Consider the following 26,099-nt stretch of genomic DNA (forward strand, 5'->3'; position numbering starts at 1 on the left):
TCAGACCGGGTCGAGGCCCGCGCACAGGCGGCGCAGGGCCTGACCGCAGCGGCGGGCGTACGCGTGCTGGAGGCCGCGGCCGGCCGGGCCGGCCGCGCGGGTGTACCACCTGGCCGCGCGGCTGAAGGCGGTCACGGTCAGCCAGACCGTGCCGTCGCCGGTGCGGTCGACCATGAAGGCCTCCTCGCCGCACTCGGGGTGGCCCGGCAGCGTGCCGTACGCCCAGCCGGCGCGGCGGTACTCCTCGACCGTCCAGACCACTCGGCAGGGCGCCTTGATCGGGCCGATGCCGATGGTGACGTCGGTGCCGGGGGCGGCTCGGTCGGTGCCGGCGGCCACGGCCACGCCCATCGCCCGGTGCATCGCCCAGGTCATGACGGCTTCGGAGGCGGCGCGGAAGACCTCCTCGCCCTCGCCGATACGGGTGCGGAGGTGGAGGGGTCGGAACCCCGGCGGGCAGCGGCCGTCGCGCGTCGCGCCCACGTCCTCGTAGGTGAAGGGAGTGTCCGGGGAGACCATGGGGGACAGCGTAGGGCGGTACCCGGAGCCGATCACTCCCCGGGTACCGCCCTCGCGTCTAGTGGATCACTAGCTCACGTTGACCGCGGACCAGGCCGCGGCCACCGTCGCGTACTCCGTGCTGCCGGAGCCGTACAGCGCGGACGCCGCGGAGAGCGTCGCCGTGCGGGCGGCCTTGTAGTTCGTCGTCGACGTCATGTACGTCGTCAGCGCCTTGTACCAGATCTGCAGCGCCTTGGCGCGGCCGATGCCGGTGACCGTGGAGCCGTTGGACGTCGGCGAGTTGTACGAGACGCCGTTGATGGTCTTCGCGCCGCTGCCCTCCGCGAGGAGGTAGAAGAAGTGGTTCGCGACGCCGGACGAGTAGTGCACGTCCTTGGTGCCGACGCTGGAGGACCAGCTGTCCGCCGAGCCGCCGTCCTTGCTCGGCTTGTCCATGTAGCGCAGCGGGGTGCCGTCGCCGTTGATGTCGATCTCCTCGCCGATGAGGTAGTCACCGGGGTCGGAGGCGTTCGCCGCGTAGAACTCGACGCCGGTGCCGAAGATGTCGGAGGTCGCCTCGTTCAGACCGCCGGACTCACCGGTGTAGTTGAGGCCCGCGGTGTTGGAGGTGACACCGTGGCTCATCTCGTGGCCGGCCACGTCCAGCGAGGTCAGCGGGTGGGTGTTCCCGGAACCGTCGCCGTACGTCATGCAGAAGCAGCTGTCGTCCCAGAACGCGTTGACGTACGAGCTGCCGTAGTGGACCCGGGAGTAGGCGCCCACGCCGTTGTTCTTGATGCCGCTGCGGCCGAAGGTGTTCTTGTAGAAGTCCCAGGTCTCCTGGGCCCCGTAGGCGGCGTCCGCGGCGGCCGTCTGGTCCGTGGTGGAGCTGGAGGCGGTGCCGGTGCCCCACACGTCGTCGGCGTCGGTGAACAGCGTGCCGGTGCCGGACGTCCCGTGCTTGAGGTTGTACGTCTTGTGGCCGCCGCGCGTGCCGTCCGTCAGGTTGTACGTCGAACCCGACTTGGTGGTGCTGAGCGTGACCGTGCCCGAGTAGAGGCTCTTGCCGGTGCCGGTCTCGATGCCCTGGTACTCGTAGAGCTTCTTGCCGGTGGCCGCGTCGGTGATGACGTGCAGCTCGTTCGGGGTGCCGTCGTCCTGGAGGCCGCCGACGACCGTCTCGTAGGCGAGGGTGGGCTTGCCGCTGGCGGCCCAGATCACCTTGCGGGGGGCACGGTCGGCCGTGGTCTGCGCGGAGCCGGCCGACTTCGCGGCGGTCAGCGCCTGCTTCTCGGCCTTCGCGGTGGTGACCTGCGGCTTCAGCGAAGCGACCTTGATGGCCGCCTTCACGGCCTTGGTGACGCCCTCGGTGCGGCCGGCCTTGGACTCGTGGACGACGAGGTCGCCGCCGAGGACCGGGAGGCCGTTGTACGTGCGCTCGTAGCGGGTGTGCACCGTGCCGTCCGCGTCCTTGACGACGTCTCTGACGACCAGCTTCTCCTTGGCGCCGAGACCTATCTGCCGGGCGGTCTCGGGCGCCGCCGCGTCGGCCTGCTTGATCAGGCCGGTACGCGCGGCGGCGGACAGCTGGACCGTGGCGCCGGGGAGCTTCGCCTGGCCGGCCGGGGCGAGCGGCTCGGACTGGGCGGAGGCACCGGTGGTCAGACCGGTGGTGAGCAGGGCTCCGGCGGCGACAGCGGTGGCGATGGCCAGAGTGGTGCGCTTGTGACGCGCGTAGAGGGGAGTCACGCAAGCTCCTTCTGTGGGGGCGTCCGGACGCCGTGGGGTGGCCGTTCGGACAGGTGAAGTTGCGGTGCGGGTGAGCCGTGCGGTGGAAGAGTGACATCCGGGGCGCGTACATGTCAGGAGTGCAAGCGCATGTTGGCCGAAAAGCGTCCGTTGGATGAAGATCGCTGTACGTAATGCGGACCCGATCACGGGTAAAAGGCAGGGCAACGCAAACTCGGGGCGACGCAAAGAGGGCGCCGCGCCGGGGAGTTGAACCACCGGGGCGGCGCCCTGTCCGAGGAGTGCGTTCACCCGCGGTCTACGGGAATGTCAGCTTCCAGCTGTTGATGTAGCCGGTGTCCTGTGCCGCCTGGTCCTGGACCTTCAACTTCCAGGTGCCGTTGGCGACTTCGGAGGAGGCGTTGACCGTGTAGGTCTCCTGGACGTTGTCCGCCGAGTCCGACGAACTGAAGTTCTTCAGGCGGTACGTCGAGCCGTCCGGGGCCACCAGATCGATGACCAGGTCGCCGCGCCAGGTGTGCACGATGTTCACGTCGACCAGAAGGTTGGACGGGGCGTTGCCGGTGCGGCCGGTGACGGAGACCGAGGAGGTGACCGCCGCTCCGTTGTCCGGAATCGATACGTCGGCCGTGTTCTCGAACGACGTGCCCGTGCCGCCGCCACCGCCCGGACGCGAGCCGACCTTCACGGCCGCCCAGGCGTTCTGGACCGCCGTGTACTCGGCGCTGGTGGTGCCGTACAGCTCACCCGCCGCCGCGAGCGTGCCGGTGCGGGCCGCCGCGTAGTTGGTGGTCGAGGTGAACTTGGTGGTGAGCGCCCGGTACCAGATCTGCAGGGCCTTGTCGCGGCCGATGCCGGTGACGGGGAGGCCGTCGCCGGTCGGCGAGTTGTAGCTGACGCCGTTGATGACCTTGGCGCCGCTGCCCTCGGAGAGCAGGTAGAAGAAGTGGTTGGCGACGCCCGAGGAGTAGTGGACGTCCAGGCCGCCGACGCTGGAGGACCAGTTGTCCGCGGAGCCGCCGTCCTTGCTGGGCTTGTCCATGTAGCGCAGCGGGGTGCCGTCGCCGTTGATGTCGATCTTCTCGCCGATGAGGTAGTCACCGGGGTCGGAGGTGTTGTTGGCGTAGAACTCGACGCCGGTGCCGAAGATGTCGGAGGTCGCCTCGTTCAGACCGCCGGATTCGCCGGTGTAGTTGAGGCCCGCGGTGTTGGAGGTGACGCCGTGGCTCATCTCGTGGCCGGCCACGTCCAGCGCGGTCAGCGGGTCCGCGTTGCCGGATCCGTCGCCGTAGGTCATGCAGAAGCAGCTGTCGTCCCAGAACGCGTTGACGTACGCGTTGCCGTAGTGGACGCGGGAGTAGGCGCCGACCCCGTTGTTCTTGATGCCGCTGCGGTTGAACGTGTTCTTGTAGAAGTCCCAGGTCTCCGCGGCGCCGTAGTGCGCGTCGGCGCCGGCCGTCGCGGCGTTGGAGGTGGTGCCGTTGCCCCAGGTGTCGCTGGTCTGCGAGAAGAGGGTGCCGGTGCCCGACGTCCCGCGGTTGAGGTTGTACGTCTTGTGGCCGCCGCGGGCGCCGTCGGTCAGCGTGTAGTTGGAGCCCGACTGCGTCGTCGTCAGGGTCACCTGGCCGCTGTACTGCGTGTTGCCGACACCGGTCTCGATGCCCTGGTACTCGTAGAGCTTCTTGCCGGTGGTGGCGTCGGTGATGACGTGCAGCTGGTTCGGGGTGCCGTCGTCCTGGAAGCCGCCGACGACCGTCTCGTAGGCCAGGGTGGGCCTGCCGTCCGCCGCCCAGATGACCTTGCGGGGCGCGCGGTCGGCGTCGGTCTTCTTCGACCCGTCGGCCTTGGCGGCGGAGAGGGCCTGCCGCTCCGCGGTGCCGGCCGCGACAGCGGGCGTGAGGGAGGCGACCTTGATCGCGGCCCCCGTCGCCTTGATGACCCGCTCCGTCCGGCCGGACTTGGCGGTGTCGACGACCAGGTCGCCGCCGAGGACCGGGAGTCCCTCGTAGGTGCGCTCGTAGCGGGTGTGGACCGTGCCGTCCGCGTCCTTGATGACGTCACGGGCGACCAGCGACTCCTTGGCGCCGAGGCCGAGGTCCTTGGCGGTGGTCGCCTTGGCGGCGTCGGCGTCGCGTATCAGCTCGGCGCGCTGCGAGGGGGTGAGCTTCAGGGTGACGGCGCCGGGGTCGACCCTGCCCGGGACCGGCTTCTGGGGGGCGGCGCTCGCGGCGCCCGACTGGACCGCGGCGGCCAGCAGGGCGGAGACGCCGACGAGGGCGACGGCGGCGACACGGCGACGGGCGGTGTGGGAGGTGCGTCTGTGCGAGGACATGCTGCTCAACACTGACTCCTTCTGCGTGGCCACGGCTCGCGCGGCCAGTGGGGATCCGGGCGGTGGGTAGCCGTCCGGGCAGAACAGGTCGGAACGCGGAACCAGTTGCACGAAGGTCTTCGGTCGCGGCACGGCGGAGATACTGTGAGGTTGCTGTGGAGCGACCGTGGGAAGAGTGGCAGGAGATCTCGTCTCCTGTCAGGAGCGCATCAAGAACTTGGCCGGATTTGGTTCGTTCTCCGGTTGGTCATGTTCGGTATACGGACCCGTGTCTCCCCGTGCACCTGGACCGGATCCGACCGCACCGTCCGCGGTGGTCGGCAAGATCGTGCACGACGCTGCGACGACGTGACGAACGGTCCCGTCCTGAGAGGGATTGGCTCGTTCGTGCAGCCGTGTCCGGCAGCCGTGCCCGTGGAGCCGTGCCCGTGGAGCCGGCCCCGTGGAGCCGGCCCGTGATGCCGAGCCCCTGGAGCCAGGTACGTGAAGCCCCGTCCGTGGAAGGGCGATCGGACGGACCCGGAGTGCCGGACCGCGTCATGCGTGCCGTGGTGGCGTGGCCCGTCACACCGTGATGACGACCTTCGCGCGGGCGTGTTCCCCCTCCACGTACCGGATGGCCTCGGGCACCTCGCCGAGCGACCCGTATGTCCGGTCGACGACCGGGGTGACCTTCCCGGACTCGACGAACTCCCGCAGCACGGCCAGGTTGGCCCCGCTCGGTGCCGCGAAGAACGTGAGCAGCCGCTGACCGACGAAGCGTGACAGCGCCTGCCCCTTGAGGGTGAGACGCATCGGCCCGAGGAGACTGCCGCCCTCGGACACGCCCCCGCCGGACAGCAGGAGCGTTCCCGTGGGCGTGAGCGCGCGCCGCAGGTCCGTCAGCGAGCGGTTCGCCACCAGGTCGAACACGACGTCGTGGCGCGTCCCCGCCCGGGTGAAGTCGTCCCGGGTGTAGTCGACGACGTGGTCCGCGCCGAGCGAGCGGACCAGGTCCACGTTCCGCGGGCTGCACACGGCGGTCACGTCCGCGCCGTACGCCTTGGCGATCTGCACGGCGAAGGTCCCGACCCCGCCCGACGCGCCGTTGACGAGGACCCGCTGCCCCGCCGTCACACGGCCCAGGTCGCGCAGGCCGATGAGCGCGGTGTTCCCCGCGAGCGGCAGTGCGGCGGCCTGTTCGAAGCTCAGCCCGGCCGGTTTCACGGCCACCACGCCCTGCGGGGCCGCCACGTACTGTGCGAACGCGCCGTCGGTCTCACCGAACACCTCGTCCCCGGGGCGCAGCCGCTTCACGTCCGCGCCGACCGCCTCCACCCGTCCGGCGAAGTCCCGGCCGCGGACCGGCGTCCTCGGCCGGCGGACACCGAAGGACAGCCGCGCCAGATACGGATCGCCCCGCATCAGGTGCCAGTCGTACGCGTTGACGGACACCGCGCGCACCCGCACGAGAACCTCACCGGCCTCGGGCACCGGTCTGTCGAACTCCTTCAGCTCCAGCACGTCGGGAGAGCCGTACCGGTCCTGGGCGATCGCCTTCATCGGGCCTCCGTGACACACGGGAACGCGAGGGGTCGGTGCGAGGGGTCGATCGGGCGGCCGGGCGCCACTGCCCACGACGGTAGCCGAGCGGGAGGAGTACGGGAATCGGGGCGAGCCCCGAGGCGAGGGATCTCGGGGCCTCAGACCAGGCCCAGTTCGTGGCGCCACCGCCACGCCAGTGTCAGACACGCCCTGCCCGCGGGCAGGGTCGTGGGATGTCCGGCGTAGCCGAGCACGTTCTCGGCGGTGAAGGGGACGCCGCGATATCCGTCGCCCGCCCTGGCGCCGACCACCAGGACGCCCTCCTCGTTGTGCTCGCCCATCCCGGCGAAGATCTCGTCGAAGGCCGCGGCGTCCCACACGCACACCAGGCAGATCTCCGGCTTCCAGCTCAGCGGATCGAGGCCGAGGCCGAGGAAGCGCACCCGGGCCCGGCCGTCCCGTACCGCACGCGCGAAGTCGGCGTAGGGCGCGTCACGGGTGTAGTCCAGGGTCACCCCACCACTGCCGGCGGCGTCGGGGGCGCCCAGGAACTCCTCGGCGTACTCGCGCATCGTGTTGTGCCACAGGTCGAGGTCCGAGCGCCAGACGGGCAGGACGTCGGCGTGCGGCTGGAACTCGCCGGCCGGGGCGACATGGGTGGTGTCCATGGCCACGGCGACCTTGCCCGCGTCGCGCCGGTGCATGAAGAAGTACGCCCCGCCGTCCCCGTCGGCCCCGCCGTTCTCGACCCGGACCGTCAGTGTGCTCACACCGGGCAGCGCGGCCCGTCTGTGCAGGGCGAAGGGACTGCCGAGCCCTCGCCGGAACGGACCCCGCAACGGCTTGGCGCCGCGCTTCAGATGGCGCAAGGCCTCCTCGTACGCGAGCGGTTCGGTGGTGTCGAGGCCGTCGAAGTAGCGGCCGAGCGCGAAGGTGAGGGCGAGTCCGCTGCCGGGGTGTTCGGCCGGCGGGGAGGCGACGTCGAGCAGCCGGTAGGACGGGCCGTTGAACCAGACGCCGGGCCGGTCGTACGCCTCGATCGCGGCCGAGTAGCTCTCCGCACGGCCCGCACCCGGGCCGTGCGGCCAGTAGCGGGCCACGTTCGCGCGGCAGGAGTCCAGCTGTTCGTCCGGCCGGGACTCGCGCAGCGTCATGCGCACGGCGTCCAGGGGCAGCGGGCGGGCCGGAACCCACCCGGGCCGGGTCAGCAGTACCAGTTCCCCATCGGCGCGGTGCTCGCTCTGGCCCTCCGCGCACGCCGTGCTCAACTCGGCCCGGTGCCCCTTGAGATGGCCGCGCACCCGGACGAACCGGGCGACGCCCTGCTCGCGACTGGCCTGGCGCTGCGGCGCCCAGGCGAACCCCGCCGCGACGATCCCCACCAGCAGCCCCACCACGGCGACGGTTGTCTCCAGCCCCATGTCTTCCCCTCCTGGCACGGGCCGATCATTCAACCAGGCTTGTGGGAGGTGACGTTGGAGTACGTCGCGGTGGCAGTGCCCCGGTGACGTCCTGTGGCCGTGGCTCGCCGTGCCACGAACGCCACAGCGCCGCGTACGCGCCGTCGGCCGCCACCAGGTCGTCGTGCGTGCCGAGTTCGGTCAGCAGGCCGTCCTCCATCACGGCGACCCGGTCCGCGTCGTGCGCGGTGTGCAGCCGGTGCGCGATGGCGATGACCGTGCGCCCTTCGAGCACGGCGGCGAGCGCGCGCTCGGTGTGCCGGGCGGTCGCCGGGTCGAGCAGCGCCGTGGCCTCGTCGAGGATCAGCGTATGGGGGTCGGCCAGCACCACGCGGGCCAGGGCCAGTTGCTGGGCCCGCGAACCGTCCGCGACGCGTCCTCCGGGGCCCAGCCCGGTGTCCAGCCCCTCCGGCAGCTCCCGGGCCCACTCGTCGGCACCGACGGCGGCCAGCGCCGCCCACAGCTCGGCGTCCCCGGCGGCCGGCGCGGCGATCAGCAGGTTCTCGCGGACGGTCCCGAGGAAGACATGGTGCTCCTGGGTGACCAGGACGACCTGGCGCCGCAGCCGCTCCGGATCGAGTCCGGCGATCGGTACCCGTCCGACCGTCACACTGCCCGAGCTCGGCGCGTCGATGCCCGCGAGCAACCTGCTCAGGGTGGTCTTCCCGGCACCGGAGGGGCCGACGACCGCCAGCCGCTCCCCGGGCCGTACGGTCAGGTCGACCCCGCGCAGCACCTCGCCCCCGCGGCCGTAGGAGTAGCGGACGCCGGTGACGTCGATCCGGTCGTCCACGGGTGCGGGGGAGCCGGCCGGGACGGCCCTGGGCGCCCGGCCGAGGCCCTCCACCCGGGCGAAGGACGCGCCACTGCTCTGCAACTGCTCGACCTGGAGCAGGATCTGGTCGAGCGGTTCGCCGAGCTGGCGCAGATACAGCGCGGCGGCCACCACCGCGCCCAGGCTCATCGCACCGTGCGCGTGCAGGACACCGCCCAGCAGCAGCACACCGGCCACGGGGACGACGTACGACACCTCGACGACGGGGAAGAACACCGTGCGCAGCCAGAGGGTGTGCAGCCGGGTGCGGCGGGACGTCTCCAGCGCCTCGCGGCTCGCGGCGATCCGCCTGCGCCGTAGCCCGAGGGCCTCGACGGTGCGGGCTCCGTCCGCGGTGGCCGTGAGGACCTCGGCGACCTCCGAGGTGGCCGCGCCCTCGGCGAGATAGGCGGCGCGTGCCCGGCGCAGATACCAGCGCGTGGCGAACCAGATGCCGGTCAGGCCGAGCACCCCGCAGCCGCCGAGCAAGGGACTGAGGACGAAGACCGAGCCGAGCATGAACAGCACCTGCGCCGAGGAGATGAGCAGTGCGGGTCCCGCGTCGCGCAGGGTGGTGCCCACCAGGGCGACGTCGGCGGTCCCCCGGGCGGTCAGATCACCGGTGCCGGCCCGCTCCACGACCGAGGCGGGCAGTGCCAGGGCCCGCTCCACGAACTCCTCGCGCACCCGCGCGAGGATCCGCTCCCCGAAGCGGTGCCCCATCCGGCGGGCGGCACGCGTCAGCAGCAACTGGGCGAGCGCGCACACCAGGATGACCAGCGCCAGGCGGTCCACCGCACCCACACCCACCCCCGCACCGCCGCCGGCCCGGACGCCGGCATCGACGTCGTCGATGATCCGGCCGAGCAGCCACGGCCCGACCAGGCCGGCCGCCGCGGCCAGCACATTCAGCGCGAGGACCCCGGCGAAGGCCCGTCCGTCCGCCCGCACCAGCCGGAGCGCGGCCCGCCTCACCTCGGCCCGCTCGGCGACGGGCAGCTGCGCACTCATCGCACGGCCTCCCGGGTGTCCTGGGCGTCCTGGACCCCCTGGGTTTCGGTCTCCGTGTCGCGGGCCACCAGCGCGCGGTATCCCGGCTCCCCGTCGAGGAGTTCGCGATGGGTGCCGCTCGCCGCGACGCGGCCGTCGACCAGGTAGTGCACGGTGTCCACGTGGTCGAGCAGCAGCGGCGAGGTGCTGGTGACGACGGTCGTACGGCCCGAGCGCGCAGCGCGCAGCCGCCTCGCGACGGCGGCCTCGGTGTGGGCGTCGAGCGCCGAGGTGGGCTCGACCGCGAGCAGCACCTCGGGATCGGCGAGCAGTGCCCGCGCCAGCCGGACGCGCTGGCGCTGTCCGCCGGAGAGACTGCGGCCCTGTGCGTCGACGGCCGAGCCGAGCCCGTCCGGCAGCCCGAGGACGATGTCGTCCGCCACCGCCTCGTGCAGACAACGCAGGACGGCCGCGTCGTCCGGGTCCCCGCGGCCCGACACCAGCTCGCGCAGGGTGCCCGCGAACAGGTCGGCCTCGTTGTCGGCGACCAGGATCCGCGCTCTGACCTGCGCGAGGTCGAAGGCGTCGAGGCGTACGCCGTCCCAGGTGGCCGCCGACCGGGTGTACCGGCCGAGCCGGTCGACGACGGCCGCAGAGTCCGCCGGGCGGCCGCCGGCCAGTGCGGTGAGTCTCCCCGGCGTCACCTCGACACCGGACTCCGGGTCGTGCAGCACGGACGGGGACGCGGGGCCGTCCAGGGCGTCGGGGTCGGGGGACGCCAGGGGCTCCAGGGCCAGGAACCGGACGACCCGGCGGGCGGCCACCAGGCCCCGGCTGAGCTGGTAGCCGCATTCGACGAAGAACGCCACCGGCATCACCAGGACCGCGACATAGCCGTACACGGACACCAGTTCGCCCACCGAGATCTCCCCCTGGACCGCCAGCCGGGCGGCCAGCCAGGTCACGACGGCCAGGAACACGGTCGGCAGCCCGGCGCCGAGCGCCTGCACCCAGCTGGTCACCGCTCCGACCCGGTAGCCCTGCGCGCGCAGCTCCTGCGAGTCGCGGCGGAAGGCGTCCGCGTACAGCCCCTTGCCGCCCAGGCCGTTGAGGACACGCAGGCCCCCGGCGAGGTCCCCGATCCGGGCGGTCAGCACCGCCTGCCGCTCCCGGTACCCGGCCTCGACCCCCTGCAGCCGTCCCAGCAGCGGCCCGACCAGCAGGGCGATCACCGGCACCCCGAGCAGCACCACCGCGGCCAGCGACGCCGAGACCGACAACAACAGTCCGGCCACCACGGCGTACGCGACGACCGCGCCGACGCCGGGCCCGACGACGGTCAGGGACTGGCTGATCGTCTGGACGTCACCGACGCCGATCGTGACCACCTCACCGGCGCCGGCCTGCCGGGAGAGGGCGGCACCCAGCCGGGTCGCCTGCTCGACCACGATCTTGACCGTGCGGAAGTTGGCGTCCATCCGCAGCCGGGTCATCATGCGGTGCCGCATGATGCTCACCCACGCGTTGAACGCCCCGAGACCCAGCAGGGCGCCGGCCCAGCCGGCCAGGGCGGCCTGGTCGCCGGGCTCCAGCCCGTCGTCGATCGCGCGGGAGAGCAGATACGGCGCGAGCGCCATCAGGACCATCCAGACGGTGCCCAGCACCGCCCCGGCGACGGCCCGCCCCGGCTGCCGGGCGATCAGCCACCACAGATACCGGCCGCCCCCTCGGGCGTCGGGCGTCCCCGGGTCCTCGTACGCGTCGATCATCCGGTCTCCAGCGCTCCTCCCGTGCCGTGTCCGTCTCCCGCCCGGCCGCCGTGTCCGCTACACGAGACTGTCCCGCCATGCCCGGTGCAGGTCCGCGAACCGGCCGGTGGACGCGACGAGTTCGGCCGGACTGCCGTCCTCGACGATCCGTCCGTGCTCCATCACCAGCACCCGGTCGGCGATCTCCACCGTCGACAGGCGGTGCGCGATGACCACCGCCGTCCGGCCGCGCAGGACCGTCAGCATGGCGCGCTGCACGGCCCGCTCGCCGGGGACGTCCAGCGAACTGGTCGCCTCGTCGAGGATGAGGACGGCCGGATCCGCGAGCAACGCCCTGGCGAAGGCGACGAGTTGGCGCTGACCGGCGGAGATACGGCCGCCGCGCTTGCGGACGTCCGTGTCGTAGCCCTCGGGCAGCGCGCTGATGAAGTCGTGGGCGCCGATCGCCTTCGCGGCCCGCTCGATCTCCTCCCGGCTCGCGTCGGAACGTCCGATGGCGATGTTCTCGGCGACCGTGCCGGAGAACAGGAAGGCCTCCTGGGTCACCATCACCACCCCGCGCCGCAACTCCGGCACGGACAGCTCGCGCAGGTCCACGCCGTCGAGCAGCACGCGGCCGTCCGAGGGGTCGTAGAAGCGGGCCAGCAGCTTGGCGAGCGTCGACTTGCCCGCGCCCGTCGAGCCGACGACGGCCACCGTCTGCCCCGCGGGGAGCGTGAGCGAGAAGGCGGGCAGCACCTCACCACCGGTGCGGTACGCGAAGCGGACGTCGTCGAAGACGACCGCGCGGCCCGGTTGTCCGGAGGCGAGGGCGGGCAGTGGCCGCGCGGTGGCGGGCTCCGGCACAGACGGCGTCTGGGCCAGCAGACCCGCGATCTTCTCCAGGGAGGCCGCCGCGGACTGGTACGAGTTGAGGAACATGCCCAGCCGGTCGATCGGGTCGTAGAGGCGGCGCAGATACAGGACCGCGGCCGCCAGCACCCCCAGCGCCAGTGACCCCGAAGCCACCCGGTACGCGCCCCACAGCACGATCGCCGCGACCGCCGTGTTGGCGACCAGACGCGAGCCGACGACATAGCGGGCCATCTCCAGCAGGGCGTCGCCGTTCGTGTGCTCGTGGCGCTTGTTCAGGACCCGGAACTCCGCGTCGTTGACGTCCTCGCGGCGGAACGCCCGCACCGGCCTGATGCCGTTCATCGTCTCCGCGAACTTCACGATGACGGCGGCGATCGCGGTCGAGCGGAGGCGGTAGATGCTGCCCGCCCGGCGCCGGTAGACCCGTACGAGGAGGTAGAGCGGCACGAAGGAGGCCACCGCGACCGCGCCGAGACCCAGGTCCAGCCAGAGCAGCATCGCCGAGATGTAGACGAAGGACAGGATGACCGTGATCAGTTCCTGCAGGCCCTCGCTGAGCAGTTCACGCAGCGACTCGACGTCCGTCGTGGAGCGGGAGATCAGCCGCCCCGAGGTGTAGCGCTCGTGGAAGTCGATGCTGAGCGCCTGCGCGTGCCGGAAGATCCGCCCGCGCAGATCCAGCAGCACGTCCTGGTTGACGCGGGCGGACGCGCCGATGAAGGCGTACTGGAGGCCGCCGGCGACCAGCGCGCACAGCACGTACGCGACCCCCACCGCGACCAGTGGACCGTGGTCGCCCCGGCGCAGCGTCGGTACGGCCCGGTCGATGGCGTACGCGACGAGCAGCGGTCCGGCCTGGACGGCGGCCTGCTGGAACAGCAGCAGGACGGTCGTCACCACGACGCGGGCCCGCAGCGGGGCTAGCAGCGAGCGCAGCAGGGTGGCGGTGGCGCCCGGGGGAGTGGGGAGGGTGTCCCGGTCGAAGGGGTCCTGGTGGTGCTCCGTCTCCCGCGCCGGGCCGGTCGGGCCGGGCTTCGTGCCTGACTCGGTGCCGGTTTCCGCGCGGGACTCCCCGCCGGGTTCCCGGTCCCGCGCGGTGGTCGTGGGCGCCGTCATCGCTCGGTCTCCTCGTCGCCGGACATCAGGTGGGCGTACTCGGCGTTCGTACGCAGCAGTTCGTGGTGGGTGCCGACCGCGGTGATGCGGCCCCCGGAGAGCAGCGCGACGCGGTCGGCGAGCAGCACCGTGGACGGGCGGTGCGCCACGATCAGGGCGGTCGTCTCGGCCAGGACGCGGCGCAGCGCGGCCTCCACCGCGGCCTCGGTGTGCACGTCCAGCGCGGACAGGGGGTCGTCGAGGACGAGGAACCGGGGTCGGCCGACCACCGCTCTCGCGAGGGCGAGGCGCTGGCGCTGTCCGCCGGACAGGCTCAGGCCCTGCTCGCCGACCTGTGTCGCCGTGCCCTGCGGGAGAGCGTGCGCGAAGTCGGCCTGCGCGACGGCCAGGGCCCGGTCCAGTTCTGCCTCCCCGGCAGTGTCGCCGGCGCCCATCAGCACGTTCTCCCCGACGCTCGCCGAGAAGAGGGTGGGCTCCTCGAAGGCCACCGCCACGCGCGCGCGAAGCTCTTCGCGCGGCATCGCGGTGATGTCCGCGCCGTCCAGCGTGATCCGGCCGGACGTCACCTCGTGCAGGCGGGGGACGAGGGCGGTGAGGGTGGTCTTGCCGGTGCCGGTCGCGCCGACCAGGGCCATGGACTCGCCCGACCGGATGTGCAGGTCGACGTGTTCGAGCACGGGGGGCGTGTCGGCGGGGGCGTCCGGGTAGCGGAACCGGACGCCGTGGAACCGGAGCCCGCCGTCGCCCGGACCCGTGGCCGCTTCCGCGACGGCATCCGTACCCGCGTCCGCGACGGCATCCGTACCCGCGTCCGCGTGCGGACCGGCACCGGCGGACGCGGAGGTGTCCGAGGACTCCGGCCGCGCGTCCATCACCTCGAAGTACCGCTCCGTGGCCGTCGCCGCCTCCTGGCTCATCGCGAGGAGGAAGCCGATGGAGTCGACGGGCCAGCGCAGTGCGAGGGCCGTGGAGAGGAAGGCCACCAGCGTGCCCGCGGAGAGGCGGTCGTCGGCGACCTGCGTCGTGCCGAGGACGAGGGCGGCACCGATGGCGAGTTCGGGCAGGGTGACGATGACGGCCCAGATGGACGCCAGCAGCCGGGCCTTGGCCAGCTCCGTGCCGCGCAGGGTGCGGGACAGTTCACGGAAGGCGCGGGCCTGGCTGCGATGACGCCCGAAGCCCTTGACGATGCGGATGCCGAGCACGCTCTCCTCGACGACCGTAGTCAGGTCGCCCACCTGGTCCTGGGCTCGTCGTGCCACCTGTGAGTAGCGTCGCTCGAAGATCCAGCAGACGACCATGACGGGCAGCGCGGGAGCGAGCAGGACCAGCCCCAGCGTCCACTCCTGGTCGAGCATGATGAGGACGCCGATGAGGATCGTCACGCCGTTGACCAGCAGGAATGTCAGGGGGAAGGCGAGGAACTGACGCAGCAGCATCAGATCGGTGGTGCCCCGGGACAACAGCTGACCGGAGGCCCAGCGGTCGTGGAAGGCGACCGGGAGACGCTGCAGATGCCGGTACAGATCCGCCCGCATGTCCGCCTCGACCCCCGCCAGCGGCCGCGCCACCAGCCACCGCCGCAGCCCGAACAGGACCGCCTCGGCGATCCCGAGCAGCAGCAGGTACAGCGCGCCGAGCCAGACGCCCGCCGGGTCGTGGTCGGTCACGGGACCGTCCACCATCCACTTCAGGACGAGCGGGATCACCAGCCCCGTACAGGACGCCACCACCGCGACGACGGCCGCGCCGAACAGCCGCCCCCGCACCGGCCGTACGTACGGCCACAGGCGCAGCAGACTGCCGACGGTCGAATGGTCCCTGGTTCCGGCACGGTCCGTGGTCACTGCATCTGAAGTGGACATCAGGAGCGAGCCTACGGATTGGCACTGACAGTGCCCACCGAGTTTTGGCCGGGCCTGAATCGTTCCACGGGCCGGGCGGGGTCGTAGCGCCGCATCGACCGATCGGCTGACGCCCCTTCGAGCGCGATGGACGATGTGGCGGACCCGGTCCCGCCGGGATGCTCGGGGCATGTCAGTCATCGAAGTCGGCGCACTGCGCAAGTCCTACGGCGGCCGGCCCGTCGTCGACGGTGTCTCCTTCGCCGTCGAGGAGGGTGAGATCTTCGGGATCCTCGGCCCCAACGGCGCCGGCAAGACCACCACCGTCGAGTGCGTCGAGGGTCTGCGGATCCCCGACGCGGGCCGGGTCCGGGTCACCGGGCTCGACCCCGTCGCCGACCAAGAGGCCGTCGGCCGTGTCCTGGGCGCCCAGCTCCAGGAGAGCGAACTGCAGGCCAAGCTCACCGTGCGCGAGGCACTGGAGCTGTACGCCGCTTTCTACCCGCGCCCCGCCGACTGGCGTCCGCTCGCCGAACGTCTCGGTCTGACCGAGCGGCTCGGCACCCGGTTCGGCAAGCTCAGCGGGGGCCAGAAGCAGCGGTTGTTCATCGCGCTCGCACTGGTCGGCGATCCGCGGGTGGTGGTGCTGGACGAGCTGACCACCGGACTGGACCCGCGGGCCCGTCGCGACACCTGGGAGCTCATCGAGGACGTCCGCGCCCGAGGTGTCACGGTGCTGCTCGTCACCCACTTCATGGCGGAGGCGGAACGGCTGTGCGACCGGATCGCGGTCGTCGACCGGGGGCGCGTGGCCGCGCTCGACACCCCCGCCGGACTGATCCGGCGCGCGACGCGTTCCACCGTCATCGGTTTCACCCCCTCGGCGCCGCTCGACGAGCGTGAGATCGCCGCACTGCCCCACCTCACCTCCGTCGTGCACCAGGACGGCCGGATCACGCTCGGCGGCACCGACGAGACCGTCGACGCCGTCCTCACCCTGCTCGACCGCCACCACATCACCGCGCATCAACTCCGCGTCACCGACGCCACGTTGGACGACGCCTTCCTCGATCTGACGGGAGCGGAATCATGAGCACGACGGGCACGACGGGCACTCTCGGCCCGTGAGCGCGAGGTGCCGGCCCTGGTCGCCAAGGGCACGTCGAACCGCGAGATCGCCCGTGTCCTGTTCATCAGCGAGGCCACGGTCAAGACCCATCTCACCCACCTGTACGCCAAGCTCGGCGTCAACGACCGGGCGGCCGCGGTGGCGGTGGGCTACGACCGGGGCATCCTCGGCTGGCCGCCGTCCCCGTGCTCCCCCGCGGACGCCCGGCACGCTCACGCCGCCCCGGTCACCTCACGCCACCACCCGCAGCAGCAGCACCGCCCGGGCCGGCACGGTGATCGTCACCCCCGCCCGGTGGACCACCCCCGGCGACGCGCCCTGCTCCTCCGCCGAGGTGTCGACCACGACCTCGTAGCGCTGGGCCCACGGCGGCCCCGGCAGCACGAAGCCCGCCGGCCGGTCCCCGGCGTGCAGCACCGCGAGGAAGCTGTCGTCCACCACCGGCGCCCCGCAGGCGTCGCGCCCCGGTATGTCCCGCCCCGACAGATACATGCCCAGCGTCCCGGCGGGCGCGTACCAGTCGCGTTCCGTCATCTCCGCCCCGCGCGCGGTGAACCACGCCAGATCCCGCAGCCCGTCCACGGAGTGCGCCCGGCCGGAGAAGAACGCCCGCCGCCGCAGCACCGGGTGCCGGTGCCGCAGCGCGATGAGCCGGGACGTCAGATCGAACAGGGCCCGCCAGCCCGGCTCCTCCAGCAGGCTCCAGTCGACCCAGCTGATCTCGTTGTCCTGGCAGTACGCGTTGTTGCTGCCGCGCTGCGTCCGCCCGAACTCGTCCCCGGCGACCAGCATCGGCACCCCGGTGGACAACAGCAGCGTGGTCAGGAGGTTCCGCAACTGCCGCCGCCGCAGGGCCCGTACGCGTTCCTCGTCCGTCTCCCCCTCCACCCCGCAGTTCCAGGCACGGTTGTCGTCCGTGCCGTCCCGGTTCCCCTCCCCGTTGGCCTCGTTGTGCTTGCGCTCGTAGGAGACGAGGTCCCGCAGCGTGAAACCGTCGTGCGCGGTCACGAAGTTCACGGACGCGTACGGCCGCCGCCCGCCCCACGCGTACAGGTCGCTCGACCCCGACAGCCGGTACCCCAGATCCCGTACGTCCGGCAGCGCCCCCCGCCAGAAGTCCCGCACCGCGTTGCGGTACCGGTCGTTCCACTCCGTCCACAGCGGCGGGAAGGCCCCCACCTGGTAGCCACCGGATCCCACGTCCCACGGCTCCGCGATCAGCTTCACCCGCCGCAGCACCGGATCCTGCGCGATGACGGCCAGGAACGGCGACAGCATGTCCACGTCGTGCATGGAGCGGGCCAGCGCCGCCGCCAGATCGAAACGGAAGCCGTCCACCCCCATCTCCGTCACCCAGTACCGCAGGGAGTCCGTGATCAGCCGCAGCACATGCGGCTGCACCACGTGCAGCGTGTTCCCGCACCCCGTGTAGTCCGCGTACCGCCGCGCGTCCGACTGGAGCCGGTAGTACCCCCGGTTGTCGATACCGCGCAGCGACAGCATCGGCCCCAGCTCGCCCGCCTCGGCGGTGTGGTTGTAGACCACGTCGAGGATCACCTCGATGCCGGCGGCGTGCAGCGCCCGCACCATCCGCTTGAACTCGCCGACCTGCCCGCCCGTCGTCCCGGAGGCGGCGTAGCCCGCGTGCGGGGCGAAGTAGCCGATCGAGTTGTAGCCCCAGTAGTTCTTCAGTCCCCGGCGCAGCAGATGGTCCTCGTGCGCGAACTGGTGCACCGGCAGCAGTTCCACGGCCGTGACCCCGAGCGCGACCAGGTGCTCGATCGCCGCGGGGTGCGCCAGCCCGGCGTAGGTGCCGCGCAGCTCCTCCGGAATCCCCGGATGCAGACGGGTGAATCCCCGTACGTGCAGCTCGTAGATGACCGAGTCCGCCCACGGGGTCTTCGGACGGTGGTCGTCCGACCAGTCGTCGTCGTCCTGGACGACGACGCCCTTGGGGACGTACGGCGCCGAGTCCCGGTCGTCCCGCACGGTGTCCGCGACCTGCTGCTGCGGCCAGTCGCGGACATGCCCGTACACCTCCGGCGGCAGACTGAAGTCGCCGTCCACGGCGCGCGCGTACGGGTCCAGGAGCAGCTTCGCCGGGTTCCAGCGGGCACCGGTCCACGGGTCCCAGCGGCCGTGCACGCGGTAGCCGTAGCGGCGGCCCGGCAGCACGCCGGGGACGAAGCCGTGCCAGATCTCGTGGGTCAGCTCGGTGAGCGGGACCCGGGTCTCGTGGGTCGCGCCGTCCCGCTCGTCGAAGAGACAGAGGTCGACGGCCTCCGCCCCGCCCGCCCACAGCGCGAAGTTGGTGCCCGCGACGCCGTCGGGACCGACCCGGAAGCGTGCCCCGAGCGGGGTCGGCGCACCGGGCCACACGGCCACGGCGGGCGCCGGGCGGCGGGTCCCGTTCAACAGCGGTGCGGGCAGCACGCCGTCGGGCAGACGTTTCTCGCGCACACCGCTCTCGGGCCCGCGTCCTTCCCGCACACCGCTCTCGGGCGCGCGTCCCTCCCGCGCTTCGCCGTCGGGGGCGCGCCCCTCCTGCACTGCCTCCTGCTCGGCTGCGCTCGACACCGTTCAGCCTCCCGCGGCTCGGTGGGCGGCCCGAAGAGGAGCGCACGGCGTCCCGGCCGCGGCTCCTCGTCGCGTCGTCCTCCCCACTGTTCTGCCCAGAGCTTGGCTCGCACTCACGTTTCCCCGGAGGTGCGCGGTCGTTGGGCCCTCTGTACCGCATTTTCCGAGGGCGATCCCCTGCCCCCGGCCGGAAGGACATGAGGTTCGCGTGAGGCATACGACAATGGGCCCCCGGCGCGCGGGGGCCGCCCTGGCCGCCGCACTGACCTGGGCCGCCCTGCTGGCCGGAGCCGCCGGCTGCACCTCGGGCACGATGGACGAGGTGCTCGGCAAGCCCCCCGCCGCCGAGGACGTCATCCAGGTGTCCCCGGCCGACAACAGCAAGAACGTACGAGCGCGGCAGGAGCTACGGGTACGGGTGGCGGACGGCCGGCTGGAGTCCGTGCAGGTCGTCAAGGACCAGGACGCACAGGAGTCCGCCGTGCCCGGGCACCTCACCGCCGACGGCCTGGCCTGGCAGCCCGACGCCCCCCGGCTCGCCCTGGGCGCCAAGTACACCGTGGACGTGGTCGCCCTCGACGGGCACGGGCGGCGCACGGCGCGGCACACGACGTTCACGACGTACGTCCCCGAGGAGCGCTTCATCGGCTACGCGACGCCGGAGAACCGGTCCACCGTCGGCACCGGCATGATCGTCTCACTGGAGTTCAACCGGGAGATCCGCAACCGGGCCGCCGTCGAGCGCGCGATCCACGTGGAGGCCAGCCCGGCGGTCGAGATCCGCCCGCACTGGTTCGGCAAGGACCGTCTCGACTTCCGGCCCGAGAGCTACTGGAAACCGGGGACCGAGGTGACGGTCGACCTGCGCCTGCGCGACGTGGAAGGAGCGCCGGGCGTGTACGGACTCCAGTCCAGGACCACGAGCTTCACCGTCGGCCGCAGCCAGGTCTCGCTCGTCGACGCCTCCGACCACACCATGGAGGTCCGCCGCGACGGCGACCTCCTCACCACCGTGCCGATCACCGCGGGCTCCCCCGAGAACACGACCTACAACGGGAAGATGGTCGTCATGGAGATGCTGGAGGTGACACGGATGAACAGCCGCACGGTCGGGTTCGGCGGCGAGTACGACATCCCCGACGTCCCGCACGCGATGCGGCTCACCGACTCCGGGACCTTCCTGCACGGCAACTACTGGTCGGGCGACGTCTTCGGCTCCACCAACGTCAGCCACGGCTGCGTCGGTCTGCGGGACGTGAAGGGCGGCGGCTCCGAGACCCCAGCGGGCTGGTTCTTCGACCGCAGCCTGATCGGCGATGTCGTCGAGGTCGTCCACAGCAAGGACAAGAAGGTCGCCCCCGACAACGGGCTCGGAGGATGGAACATGGGCTGGGCGAAGTGGAAGGCGGGCGGCGCGGCGAAGTAGCCGCGGCGGGCTGCGGGCACCGGGGTGCGAGCGGGCGGGGACAGACAGGAACCCAGCCCGCCCCCACACGGTTGAAGTTGGGACTGAACGGTGACAATCCCGGGGATCCATCGCTTCTGACCGTGTGATTAATTAGCGCGATACGCGCGGGGACGCGCTGGGGTGCGGGCCTGATCAGGCCGTGCGAGGGGAGAACAAACGTGAACGGGCGACCGATATCGGGGGCGTCGGTTGGTGCGCGGACCCGGGGGAGCAAGGGAGTCCTGGCACTGCTGCTGGGCGTGCTGCTGCTCGCCGTGACCGCCTGCGGCGGGGGAGGGAGTTCGGACTCCGGCTCCGGCGAGGGCAAGGGCAAGAGCACCGGCAGCGCCGGGAAGGCGGACACCAAGGCCTCGCAGGCCGTGGTGACCATCGCTCCGAAGGACGGCAGCGACGGTGTGGCCACCAGCGGTGCCCTCAAGGTGACCGCGGCCAAGGGCAAGCTGACCGAGGTGAAGGTCGAGGACACCAAGGGCAAGGCGGTGGACGGGGCGATAACCGGCGGGGGAACCGCCTGGACGCCCGCCACCCACCTCGCCGCCGCCACCAAGTACAAGGTCCACGCGGTGGCCAAGGACACCGACGGCCGTGAGGCGGCCGAGGAGTCCGCGTTCACCACGCTGACCCCGAAGAACACCTTCGTCGGTCTCTTCACGCCCGAGGACGGTTCCACGGTCGGCGTCGGAATGCCGTTCTCGGTCCGTTTCACCCGGGGCATCACGCACCCAGCGGACGTCGAGAAGGCGATCACGGTCAAGACCCAGCCGGCCGTGGACGTCCAGGGCCACTGGTTCGGCAACGACCGCCTCGACTTCCGTCCCGAGCAGTACTGGAAGGCCGGCACGAAGGTCACCGTCACGCTCAACCTCGACGGCGTCGAGGGCCGGCCCGGTGTCTACGGCAAGCAGGCCAAGACGGTGTCGTTCACGATCGGCCGCAGCCAGGTCTCCACGGTCGACGCGAAGACCCACAAGATGGTCGTCAAGCGTGACGGCAAGGTCCTCAAGACCATCCCGATCACCACGGGCAAGCCGGGCTACGACACCTGGAACGGCCAGATGGTCATCAGCGAGCAGCTCCGGGTGACCCGGATGAACGGCGAGACGGTCGGCTACGGCGGCGAGTACGACATCAAGGACGTGCCGGACGCCCAGCGCCTGACCGACTCCGGCACCTTCATCCACGGCAACTACTGGGGCGGCGACGCCTTCGGCAACTACAACGCCAGCCACGGCTGTGTGGGCCTGCGCGACGTCCGCGGCGGCGGCGACCGCAGCGCGCCCGCCGCCTGGTTCTTCGACCACTCGATCATCGGTGACGTGGTGGTCGTCAAGCGCTCCAACGACCGTACGGTCGCCCCGGACAACGGCCTCAACGGCTGGAACATGTCCTGGGAGAAGTGGACCGCCTGACCGTTCGTCCCGGCCTCGACACGGGCCCGGTGTGCTGTGACCCGGCACACCGGGCCCGTTGTCGTTAGCGCGCGTTAACCTGCCTGCATGACTGTGCATCTCGAAGTGGCCGAAGGCGTCGGCACGATCCGCCTGGACCGCCCTCCCATGAACGCGCTGGACATCGCCACCCAGGACCGTCTCAAGGAACTCGCCGAGGAGGTCACCCGGCGTACGGACGTACGCGCGGTGGTCATCCACGGCGGGGAGAAGGTGTTCGCGGCGGGCGCGGACATCAAGGAGATGCAGGCCATGGACCACGCGACGATGATCGTCAGGTCCCGGGCCCTGCAGGACTCCTTCAGTGCCGTGGCCCGCATCCCCAAGCCCGTCGTCGCGGCCGTCACCGGTTACGCGCTCGGCGGCGGCTGCGAGTTGGCGCTCTGTGCGGACTTCCGCATCGCCGCGGACAACGCCAAGCTCGGGCAGCCGGAGATCCTGCTCGGTCTGATCCCGGGCGCCGGCGGCACCCAGCGGCTCTCCCGGCTGATCGGACCCTCCAAGGCGAAGGACCTCATCTTCACGGGCCGGATGGTGAAGGCCGACGAGGCGCTCTCGCTCGGGCTGGTGGACCGGATCGTCCCCGCCGCCGAGGTGTACACCGAGGCGTACACCTGGGCCGCGAAGCTCGCGCAGGGACCCGCGATCGCGCTGCGCGCGGCGAAGGAGTCGATCGACACGGGTCTGGAGACGGACCTGGAGACCGGGCTCGCGGTGGAACGGAACTGGTTCGCGGGCCTGTTCGCGACGGAGGACCGTGAGCGCGGGATGCGCAGCTTCGTGGAGGAGGGGCCGGGCAAGGCGAAGTTCCTCTGACGGGACGCGTCCGGTTGCGCGGAAAATCACCCGTCAAGTTCGGCTGATCCACTTGCAGTTGACTCGGTGTCTTACCCGGTGTCCCCCGAAGGGCTGGATTATGCGGTCCTTAAGGCAGCCTTAAGGCTGCCTTGCGGGGGACCTTCGGCGATTGCCCCTCAGGGTGGAGTCGTAGCAGGTCGGACGGGTTGTGGTGGGCTCCGAACTGCCTCTGGCATATGCCGATCGGATGGTGTGGAACGCATGCTTCCGGGGGGCGTATTCCTCCGGAACGGCCCCCAGGTGCGGCCTGGGCGGCCATGATGGGGGCATGGCGGGGCTGGAGGGTATGGAACAGCCGCGGCGGCACGCGAGTGCGACCGCGGCGCGCTGGTCGCCTGCGGTCGAGGACGAACGGGCGCTGAAGGCGCTCGAGTTGTTCGGCAACCCGACAGAGGCGGAGGTGCCGCTGCCGTCCCGCCCCGAATCCGCCGCCACCGCACGCCGGCTCGCCCAGGTCGTCGTCCTGCGCCAGTGGGGACTCTCCCCGAAGATGACCGAGGACGCCGTGTTACTCGTGTCCGAACTCGTCGGCAATGCCGTACGGCACACGGGCGCCCGGGTCTTCGGACTGCGGATGCGGCGGCGCCGGGGCTGGATCCGCGTCGAGGTCCGCGACCCCTCCCGGGGGCTGCCCTGTCTGATGCCGGTCCAGGAGATGGACCTCAGCGGGCGCGGTCTCTTCCTCGTCGACAAGCTCTCCGACCGCTGGGGCGTCGACCTCCTGCCCCGCGGCAAGACGACCTGGTTCGAGATGCGCGTCGCAGACCGCTGACCGTGACGGAGCTCCGGGCCCGGGGCCGGTGCCGCGACCCGCACCCCGCCCACCGGTCCAATCGCCCGTTTTCTTACCATTACACCCTTAAATGGTGCGGGTGACCACGCCCGCCCGCCCCCCTCAGCACTCCACCGAAGAGAGCGTCACGCGTGCCGCGCCGGACCGGCGTGCGGCGCTGCGTTCAGGCGTCGCACTCGCCGCCGGGACCTTCGCCGCCGGGCCGCTCACCGCCGGTTGCGCCACGCCCGGCGCCGTCGCCCACCCGGCCGCCGCGTCCCGCGCGTCCGGCACACCATCGGCCACGCCCCCGCCCGCGCCGCCCGCCGCACCGGCGCCCCGGCGGTTCCCGCGGCAGCCGGCCGAGATCACCCACGGTCCCCGCGACCGCCCCCGGGTCGCCCTCACCTTCCACGGTCAGGGCGACCCGGCCGTCGCCAGGGCGCTGCTCGGCGAGGCCGAGAAGAGCGGGGCCCGGGTCACGGTGCTCGTGGTGGGGACCTGGCTGGACGAACACCCGGACCTGGCCCGGCGCATCCTCGACGGCGGCCACGACCTCGGCAACCACACCCTGCGCCATCTCGACATCAACGCGATGTCCGAGGCGGACGCGGACGCGGAGATCCGGGGCTGCGCGGAGCGCCTGCGCCGGCTGACCGGATCCATCGGCACGTGGTTCCGGCCCTCCCGCACCTCCCGTGCCTCCCCGGTCGTCGAACGGCTCGCCCGCGGGGCGGGCTACCCGCACGTCCTCTCGTACGACCTCGACTCGCTCGACTACACCTCGCCGGGCGCCCCCGCCGTCACCCGTCAGGTTCTCGGCGGGATCCGCAACGGGTCCGTGGTGAGCCTGCACTTCGGGTACGCCGACACGGTCGCCGCGCTTCCCGCCGTCCTGGAAGAACTCGGCCGTCGCAGACTGCGCGCGGTCACCACCACGGAGCTGCTGAGCTGATGCAACGCAACCGCAACCACCTCCAGCGCGCCCTGATCGCGGGCGCCGTGCTCGCCGCCCTCGCGGGCTGCAGCGGCGAGTCGAAGGACCACGCGAACCAGGCCGCCGGTACCCAGGCCGCCGTCCGGCCGGCCCAGCCGAAGAAGCCGGACGGTCTGCCGGGCATGCCCCCCGTGCTCGACTCCAAGGACGTCTACGCCGCCGACCGCGCGAACCAGCTGTCCCCGGTGGTCAAGAACTTCCCGTCCCGCGTCTACGTGCCCAACACCAACTCCAACACGGTCTCCGTCATCGACCCGGAGACGTACAAGGTCATCAAGACGATCCGGGTCGGCGTCCAGCCCCAGCACGTCGTGCCCTCCTGGGACATGAAGACGCTCTGGGTCAACAACGACCGGGGCAACTCCCTCACCCCCATCGACCCGAGGACCGGCAAGGCCGGCAAGTCCGTCGACGTGAACGACCCCTACAACCTGTACTTCACGCCGAACGGCAAGTACGCGATCGTCATGGCCTCCCTCGACCGCGAGCTGGTCTTCCGCGACGCGCACACCATGGAGCGCCGGAAGACCGAACCGGTCAGCTGCTACGGCGTCAACCACGCCGACTTCTCGCCCGACGGCCGCTACTTCATCGTGTCGTGCGAGTTCAGCGGTGAGCTGCTCAAGGTCGACACCGAGAGGATGAAGGTCGTCGCGCAGCAGAAGCTCCCCATGCGCGGAGCCATGCCGCAGGACGTGAAGATCTCCCCGGACGGCAAGAAGTTCTACGTCGCCGACATGGTGGCCGACGGGGTGTGGGTCCTGGACGGGGACAAGTTCGGCAAGCCGACGCTGCTGCGCACCGGCAAGGGCTGCCACGGCCTGTACGTCAGCCGCGACTCGCGGGAGATGTACATCTCCAACCGGGGCGAGGGGACGATCTCCGTCTTCGACTTCGCGCAGGACAAGCTGACCAAGAAGTGGCGCCTGCCGAACGGCGGCAGCCCCGACATGGGCGGTGTCTCGGCCGACGGCAGGGTTCTGTGGCTGTCGGGGCGCTACAACTCCGAGGTGTACGCGATCGACACGCGCTCCGGGAAGCAGCTGGCCCGCATCCCGGTCGGCAGCGGCCCGCACGGCCTGGCCGTCTACCCGCAGCCGGGCCGCTACTCGCTCGGCCACACCGGCGTCTTCCGCTGACCCGGGCACAGCCGCACCGGACCCCCTCGTCCGGCGGGCCGTGACCGAGGCGAGGGACGCCCGTGAGAGCGACCCGCACCACGCCCCCCGGCACCGGGCCTCAGGGCGCGGTGAGCAGCGCCTCCGCGCCCACCGGACGGTAGCCCGCCGCCTGGAACGCCCGCAGACCGCGGGCGTTGCCCGGCGCCACCTGGACCCAGACGGGTTCGCCGGCGAGCTGTCGCGCCGCCGCCGCGAGCGCCCGCCCCAGCCCCCGGTGCCGTACGCCCTCGTCGACCTCGACCGCGGCCTCCAGCCGTCCCGCGACCCCGCGCCCGAGGACGAGCACCCCGCCCCCGGCGGCCCAGACGCGCACGTCGTCCCGGTGCCGCCGGGCCCGTACCGCACGCGGATGGCCCGGATCGCCGATCTCCGCCAGGTCCACCGCCGGCCGCCCCGGCGACGGCGCGGCGGCCAGCAGCAGGTCGACCGTGTCGTGGGTGCGTCCCGTACGGTCCATGAACGCGGCCAGGAAACGGGGGTTCACGGCCGCGGCGAGCGCGTCGCAGCCGACCCGGGCCAGCGTCTCGCGCACCCACCGGGGATCCTCGTCGGTGAAGACGACGGAGTGCGCCGTGAAGGCGAGGACACCGGCGTCCCTCGGGGCGTGCTGCGCTACGACGGTGGTGGAGCCGTCGGGCGGGGGGAAGACGCCACGGGCCGCCGCGTCCAGAATGCCGCGCAGAGTGTCTCCCATCCCCCTACCCTTCCCGCCGCT

18 protein-coding genes and 1 pseudogene are annotated in these 26,099 nt (G+C 71.9%); 8 read left to right on the plus strand and 11 right to left on the minus strand.

What is annotated here, in order from left to right; translation table 11 throughout:
• The 9 genes from OHB41_RS31445 to OHB41_RS31485 all read right to left on the minus strand — a co-directional run bounded on the left by OHB41_RS31445 (position 1) and on the right by OHB41_RS31485 (position 14,975).
• Entirely contained in the window at positions 1-519 is a 519-nt protein-coding gene (locus OHB41_RS31445) for a DUF1990 domain-containing protein (RefSeq protein ID WP_266701453.1), read from the minus strand.
• Between the two features lie 69 nt (positions 520-588).
• A complete protein-coding gene (locus OHB41_RS31450) occupies positions 589-2,250 on the minus strand; it encodes a M4 family metallopeptidase (protein ID WP_266701454.1) in 1,662 nt (553 codons plus the stop codon).
• A gap of 298 nt (positions 2,251-2,548) precedes the next feature.
• Entirely contained in the window at positions 2,549-4,582 is a 2,034-nt protein-coding gene (locus tag OHB41_RS31455; RefSeq protein WP_266706278.1) for a M4 family metallopeptidase, read from the minus strand.
• Positions 4,583-5,146: 564 nt separating this feature from the next.
• Entirely contained in the window at positions 5,147-6,124 is a 978-nt protein-coding gene (locus OHB41_RS31460; protein WP_266701455.1) for an NAD(P)-dependent alcohol dehydrogenase, read from the minus strand.
• A gap of 140 nt (positions 6,125-6,264) precedes the next feature.
• A complete protein-coding gene (locus OHB41_RS31465; protein WP_266701456.1) occupies positions 6,265-7,527 on the minus strand; it encodes a hypothetical protein in 1,263 nt (420 codons plus the stop codon).
• A 25-nt stretch (positions 7,528-7,552) separates the two neighbouring features.
• The gene (locus OHB41_RS31470) at positions 7,553-9,391 is read right to left on the minus strand and encodes an ABC transporter ATP-binding protein (protein ID WP_266701457.1); all 1,839 of its coding nucleotides are present in this window, start codon (positions 9,389-9,391) and stop codon (positions 7,553-7,555) included.
• Entirely contained in the window at positions 9,388-11,139 is a 1,752-nt protein-coding gene (locus OHB41_RS31475; RefSeq protein WP_266701458.1) for an ABC transporter transmembrane domain-containing protein, read from the minus strand. Before OHB41_RS31475 ends, OHB41_RS31470 begins: the two co-directional genes overlap by 4 nt.
• 57 nt (positions 11,140-11,196) lie before the next feature.
• Positions 11,197-13,110 (minus strand): ABC transporter ATP-binding protein, encoded by a 1,914-nt coding sequence (locus OHB41_RS31480; protein ID WP_266701459.1) that lies wholly within the window; start codon positions 13,108-13,110, stop codon positions 11,197-11,199.
• A complete protein-coding gene (locus tag OHB41_RS31485; protein WP_266701460.1) occupies positions 13,107-14,975 on the minus strand; it encodes an ABC transporter ATP-binding protein in 1,869 nt (622 codons plus the stop codon). The genes OHB41_RS31480 and OHB41_RS31485 overlap by 4 nt, the downstream gene beginning before the upstream one ends.
• 169 nt (positions 14,976-15,144) lie before the next feature.
• On the opposite strand from OHB41_RS31485, the gene OHB41_RS31490 reads away from it, so the two are divergent.
• Together OHB41_RS31490 and OHB41_RS31495 are read left to right on the plus strand one after the other, a co-directional pair.
• A complete protein-coding gene (locus OHB41_RS31490) occupies positions 15,145-16,047 on the plus strand; it encodes an ABC transporter ATP-binding protein (RefSeq protein ID WP_266701461.1) in 903 nt (300 codons plus the stop codon).
• A gap of 21 nt (positions 16,048-16,068) precedes the next feature.
• A pseudogene (locus tag OHB41_RS31495) lies at positions 16,069-16,254 on the plus strand (response regulator transcription factor); the annotation flags it as partial.
• A gap of 60 nt (positions 16,255-16,314) precedes the next feature.
• On the opposite strand, the gene glgX reads toward OHB41_RS31495, so the two are convergent.
• Complete coding sequence (gene glgX / locus OHB41_RS31500; protein ID WP_526024984.1) at positions 16,315-18,660, minus strand: glycogen debranching protein GlgX; 2,346 nt, start codon at positions 18,658-18,660, stop codon at positions 16,315-16,317.
• Positions 18,661-18,883: 223 nt separating this feature from the next.
• Between glgX and OHB41_RS31505 the strand changes: the two genes are divergently transcribed.
• The 6 genes from OHB41_RS31505 (at position 18,884) to OHB41_RS31530 (ending at position 25,342) form a co-directional block, all read left to right on the plus strand.
• Positions 18,884-20,086, plus strand: coding sequence for a L,D-transpeptidase (locus OHB41_RS31505; RefSeq protein ID WP_266706282.1), 1,203 nt, complete (start codon positions 18,884-18,886; stop codon positions 20,084-20,086).
• 200 nt (positions 20,087-20,286) lie between these two features.
• Positions 20,287-21,537 carry a L,D-transpeptidase gene (locus tag OHB41_RS31510; RefSeq protein WP_266701462.1) on the plus strand — a complete coding sequence of 417 codons (1,251 nt, stop codon included), beginning with the start codon at positions 20,287-20,289 and terminating at the stop codon, positions 21,535-21,537.
• Positions 21,538-21,624: 87 nt separating this feature from the next.
• Positions 21,625-22,392 (plus strand): enoyl-CoA hydratase/isomerase family protein, encoded by a 768-nt coding sequence (locus OHB41_RS31515; RefSeq protein WP_266701463.1) that lies wholly within the window; start codon positions 21,625-21,627, stop codon positions 22,390-22,392.
• Positions 22,393-22,702: 310 nt separating this feature from the next.
• Positions 22,703-23,206, plus strand: a complete 504-nt coding sequence (locus OHB41_RS31520) for an ATP-binding protein (RefSeq protein WP_266701464.1) — start codon at positions 22,703-22,705, stop codon at positions 23,204-23,206.
• 91 nt (positions 23,207-23,297) lie between these two features.
• The gene (locus OHB41_RS31525) at positions 23,298-24,161 is read left to right on the plus strand and encodes a polysaccharide deacetylase family protein (protein ID WP_266701465.1); all 864 of its coding nucleotides are present in this window, start codon (positions 23,298-23,300) and stop codon (positions 24,159-24,161) included.
• The gene (locus OHB41_RS31530) at positions 24,161-25,342 is read left to right on the plus strand and encodes a YncE family protein (protein ID WP_266701466.1); all 1,182 of its coding nucleotides are present in this window, start codon (positions 24,161-24,163) and stop codon (positions 25,340-25,342) included. The genes OHB41_RS31525 and OHB41_RS31530 overlap by 1 nt, the downstream gene beginning before the upstream one ends.
• A gap of 100 nt (positions 25,343-25,442) precedes the next feature.
• Here OHB41_RS31530 and OHB41_RS31535 read toward each other — a convergent pair whose 3' ends face one another.
• Positions 25,443-26,078, minus strand: a complete 636-nt coding sequence (locus OHB41_RS31535) for a GNAT family N-acetyltransferase (RefSeq protein ID WP_266701467.1) — start codon at positions 26,076-26,078, stop codon at positions 25,443-25,445.
• Positions 26,079-26,099: the final 21 nt, after the last annotated feature.

The sequence above is a fragment of the Streptomyces sp. NBC_01571 genome, from assembly GCF_026339875.1.
Taxonomy (GTDB): Bacteria; Actinomycetota; Actinomycetes; order Streptomycetales; family Streptomycetaceae; genus Streptomyces.

Excerpts from the sequence above, each read along its gene's own strand:
- OHB41_RS31445 (WP_266701453.1), bottom strand. The coding sequence starts at position 519 with ATGGTCTCCCCGGACACTCCCTTCACCTACGAGGACGTGGGCGCGACG.
- OHB41_RS31455 (WP_266706278.1), bottom strand. The coding sequence starts at position 4,582 with ATGTCCTCGCACAGACGCACCTCCCACACCGCCCGTCGCCGTGTCGCC.
- OHB41_RS31460 (WP_266701455.1), bottom strand. The coding sequence starts at position 6,124 with ATGAAGGCGATCGCCCAGGACCGGTACGGCTCTCCCGACGTGCTGGAG.
- OHB41_RS31465 (WP_266701456.1), bottom strand. The coding sequence starts at position 7,527 with ATGGGGCTGGAGACAACCGTCGCCGTGGTGGGGCTGCTGGTGGGGATC.
- OHB41_RS31470 (WP_266701457.1), bottom strand. The coding sequence starts at position 9,391 with ATGAGTGCGCAGCTGCCCGTCGCCGAGCGGGCCGAGGTGAGGCGGGCC.
- OHB41_RS31475 (WP_266701458.1), bottom strand. The coding sequence starts at position 11,139 with ATGATCGACGCGTACGAGGACCCGGGGACGCCCGACGCCCGAGGGGGC.
- OHB41_RS31480 (WP_266701459.1), bottom strand. The coding sequence starts at position 13,110 with ATGACGGCGCCCACGACCACCGCGCGGGACCGGGAACCCGGCGGGGAG.
- OHB41_RS31485 (WP_266701460.1), bottom strand. The coding sequence starts at position 14,975 with ATGTCCACTTCAGATGCAGTGACCACGGACCGTGCCGGAACCAGGGAC.
- OHB41_RS31490 (WP_266701461.1), top strand. The coding sequence starts at position 15,145 with ATGTCAGTCATCGAAGTCGGCGCACTGCGCAAGTCCTACGGCGGCCGG.
- OHB41_RS31505 (WP_266706282.1), top strand. The coding sequence starts at position 18,884 with ATGGGCCCCCGGCGCGCGGGGGCCGCCCTGGCCGCCGCACTGACCTGG.
- OHB41_RS31515 (WP_266701463.1), top strand. The coding sequence starts at position 21,625 with ATGACTGTGCATCTCGAAGTGGCCGAAGGCGTCGGCACGATCCGCCTG.
- OHB41_RS31520 (WP_266701464.1), top strand. The coding sequence starts at position 22,703 with ATGGCGGGGCTGGAGGGTATGGAACAGCCGCGGCGGCACGCGAGTGCG.
- OHB41_RS31525 (WP_266701465.1), top strand. The coding sequence starts at position 23,298 with ATGGTGCGGGTGACCACGCCCGCCCGCCCCCCTCAGCACTCCACCGAA.
- OHB41_RS31530 (WP_266701466.1), top strand. The coding sequence starts at position 24,161 with ATGCAACGCAACCGCAACCACCTCCAGCGCGCCCTGATCGCGGGCGCC.
- OHB41_RS31535 (WP_266701467.1), bottom strand. The coding sequence starts at position 26,078 with ATGGGAGACACTCTGCGCGGCATTCTGGACGCGGCGGCCCGTGGCGTC.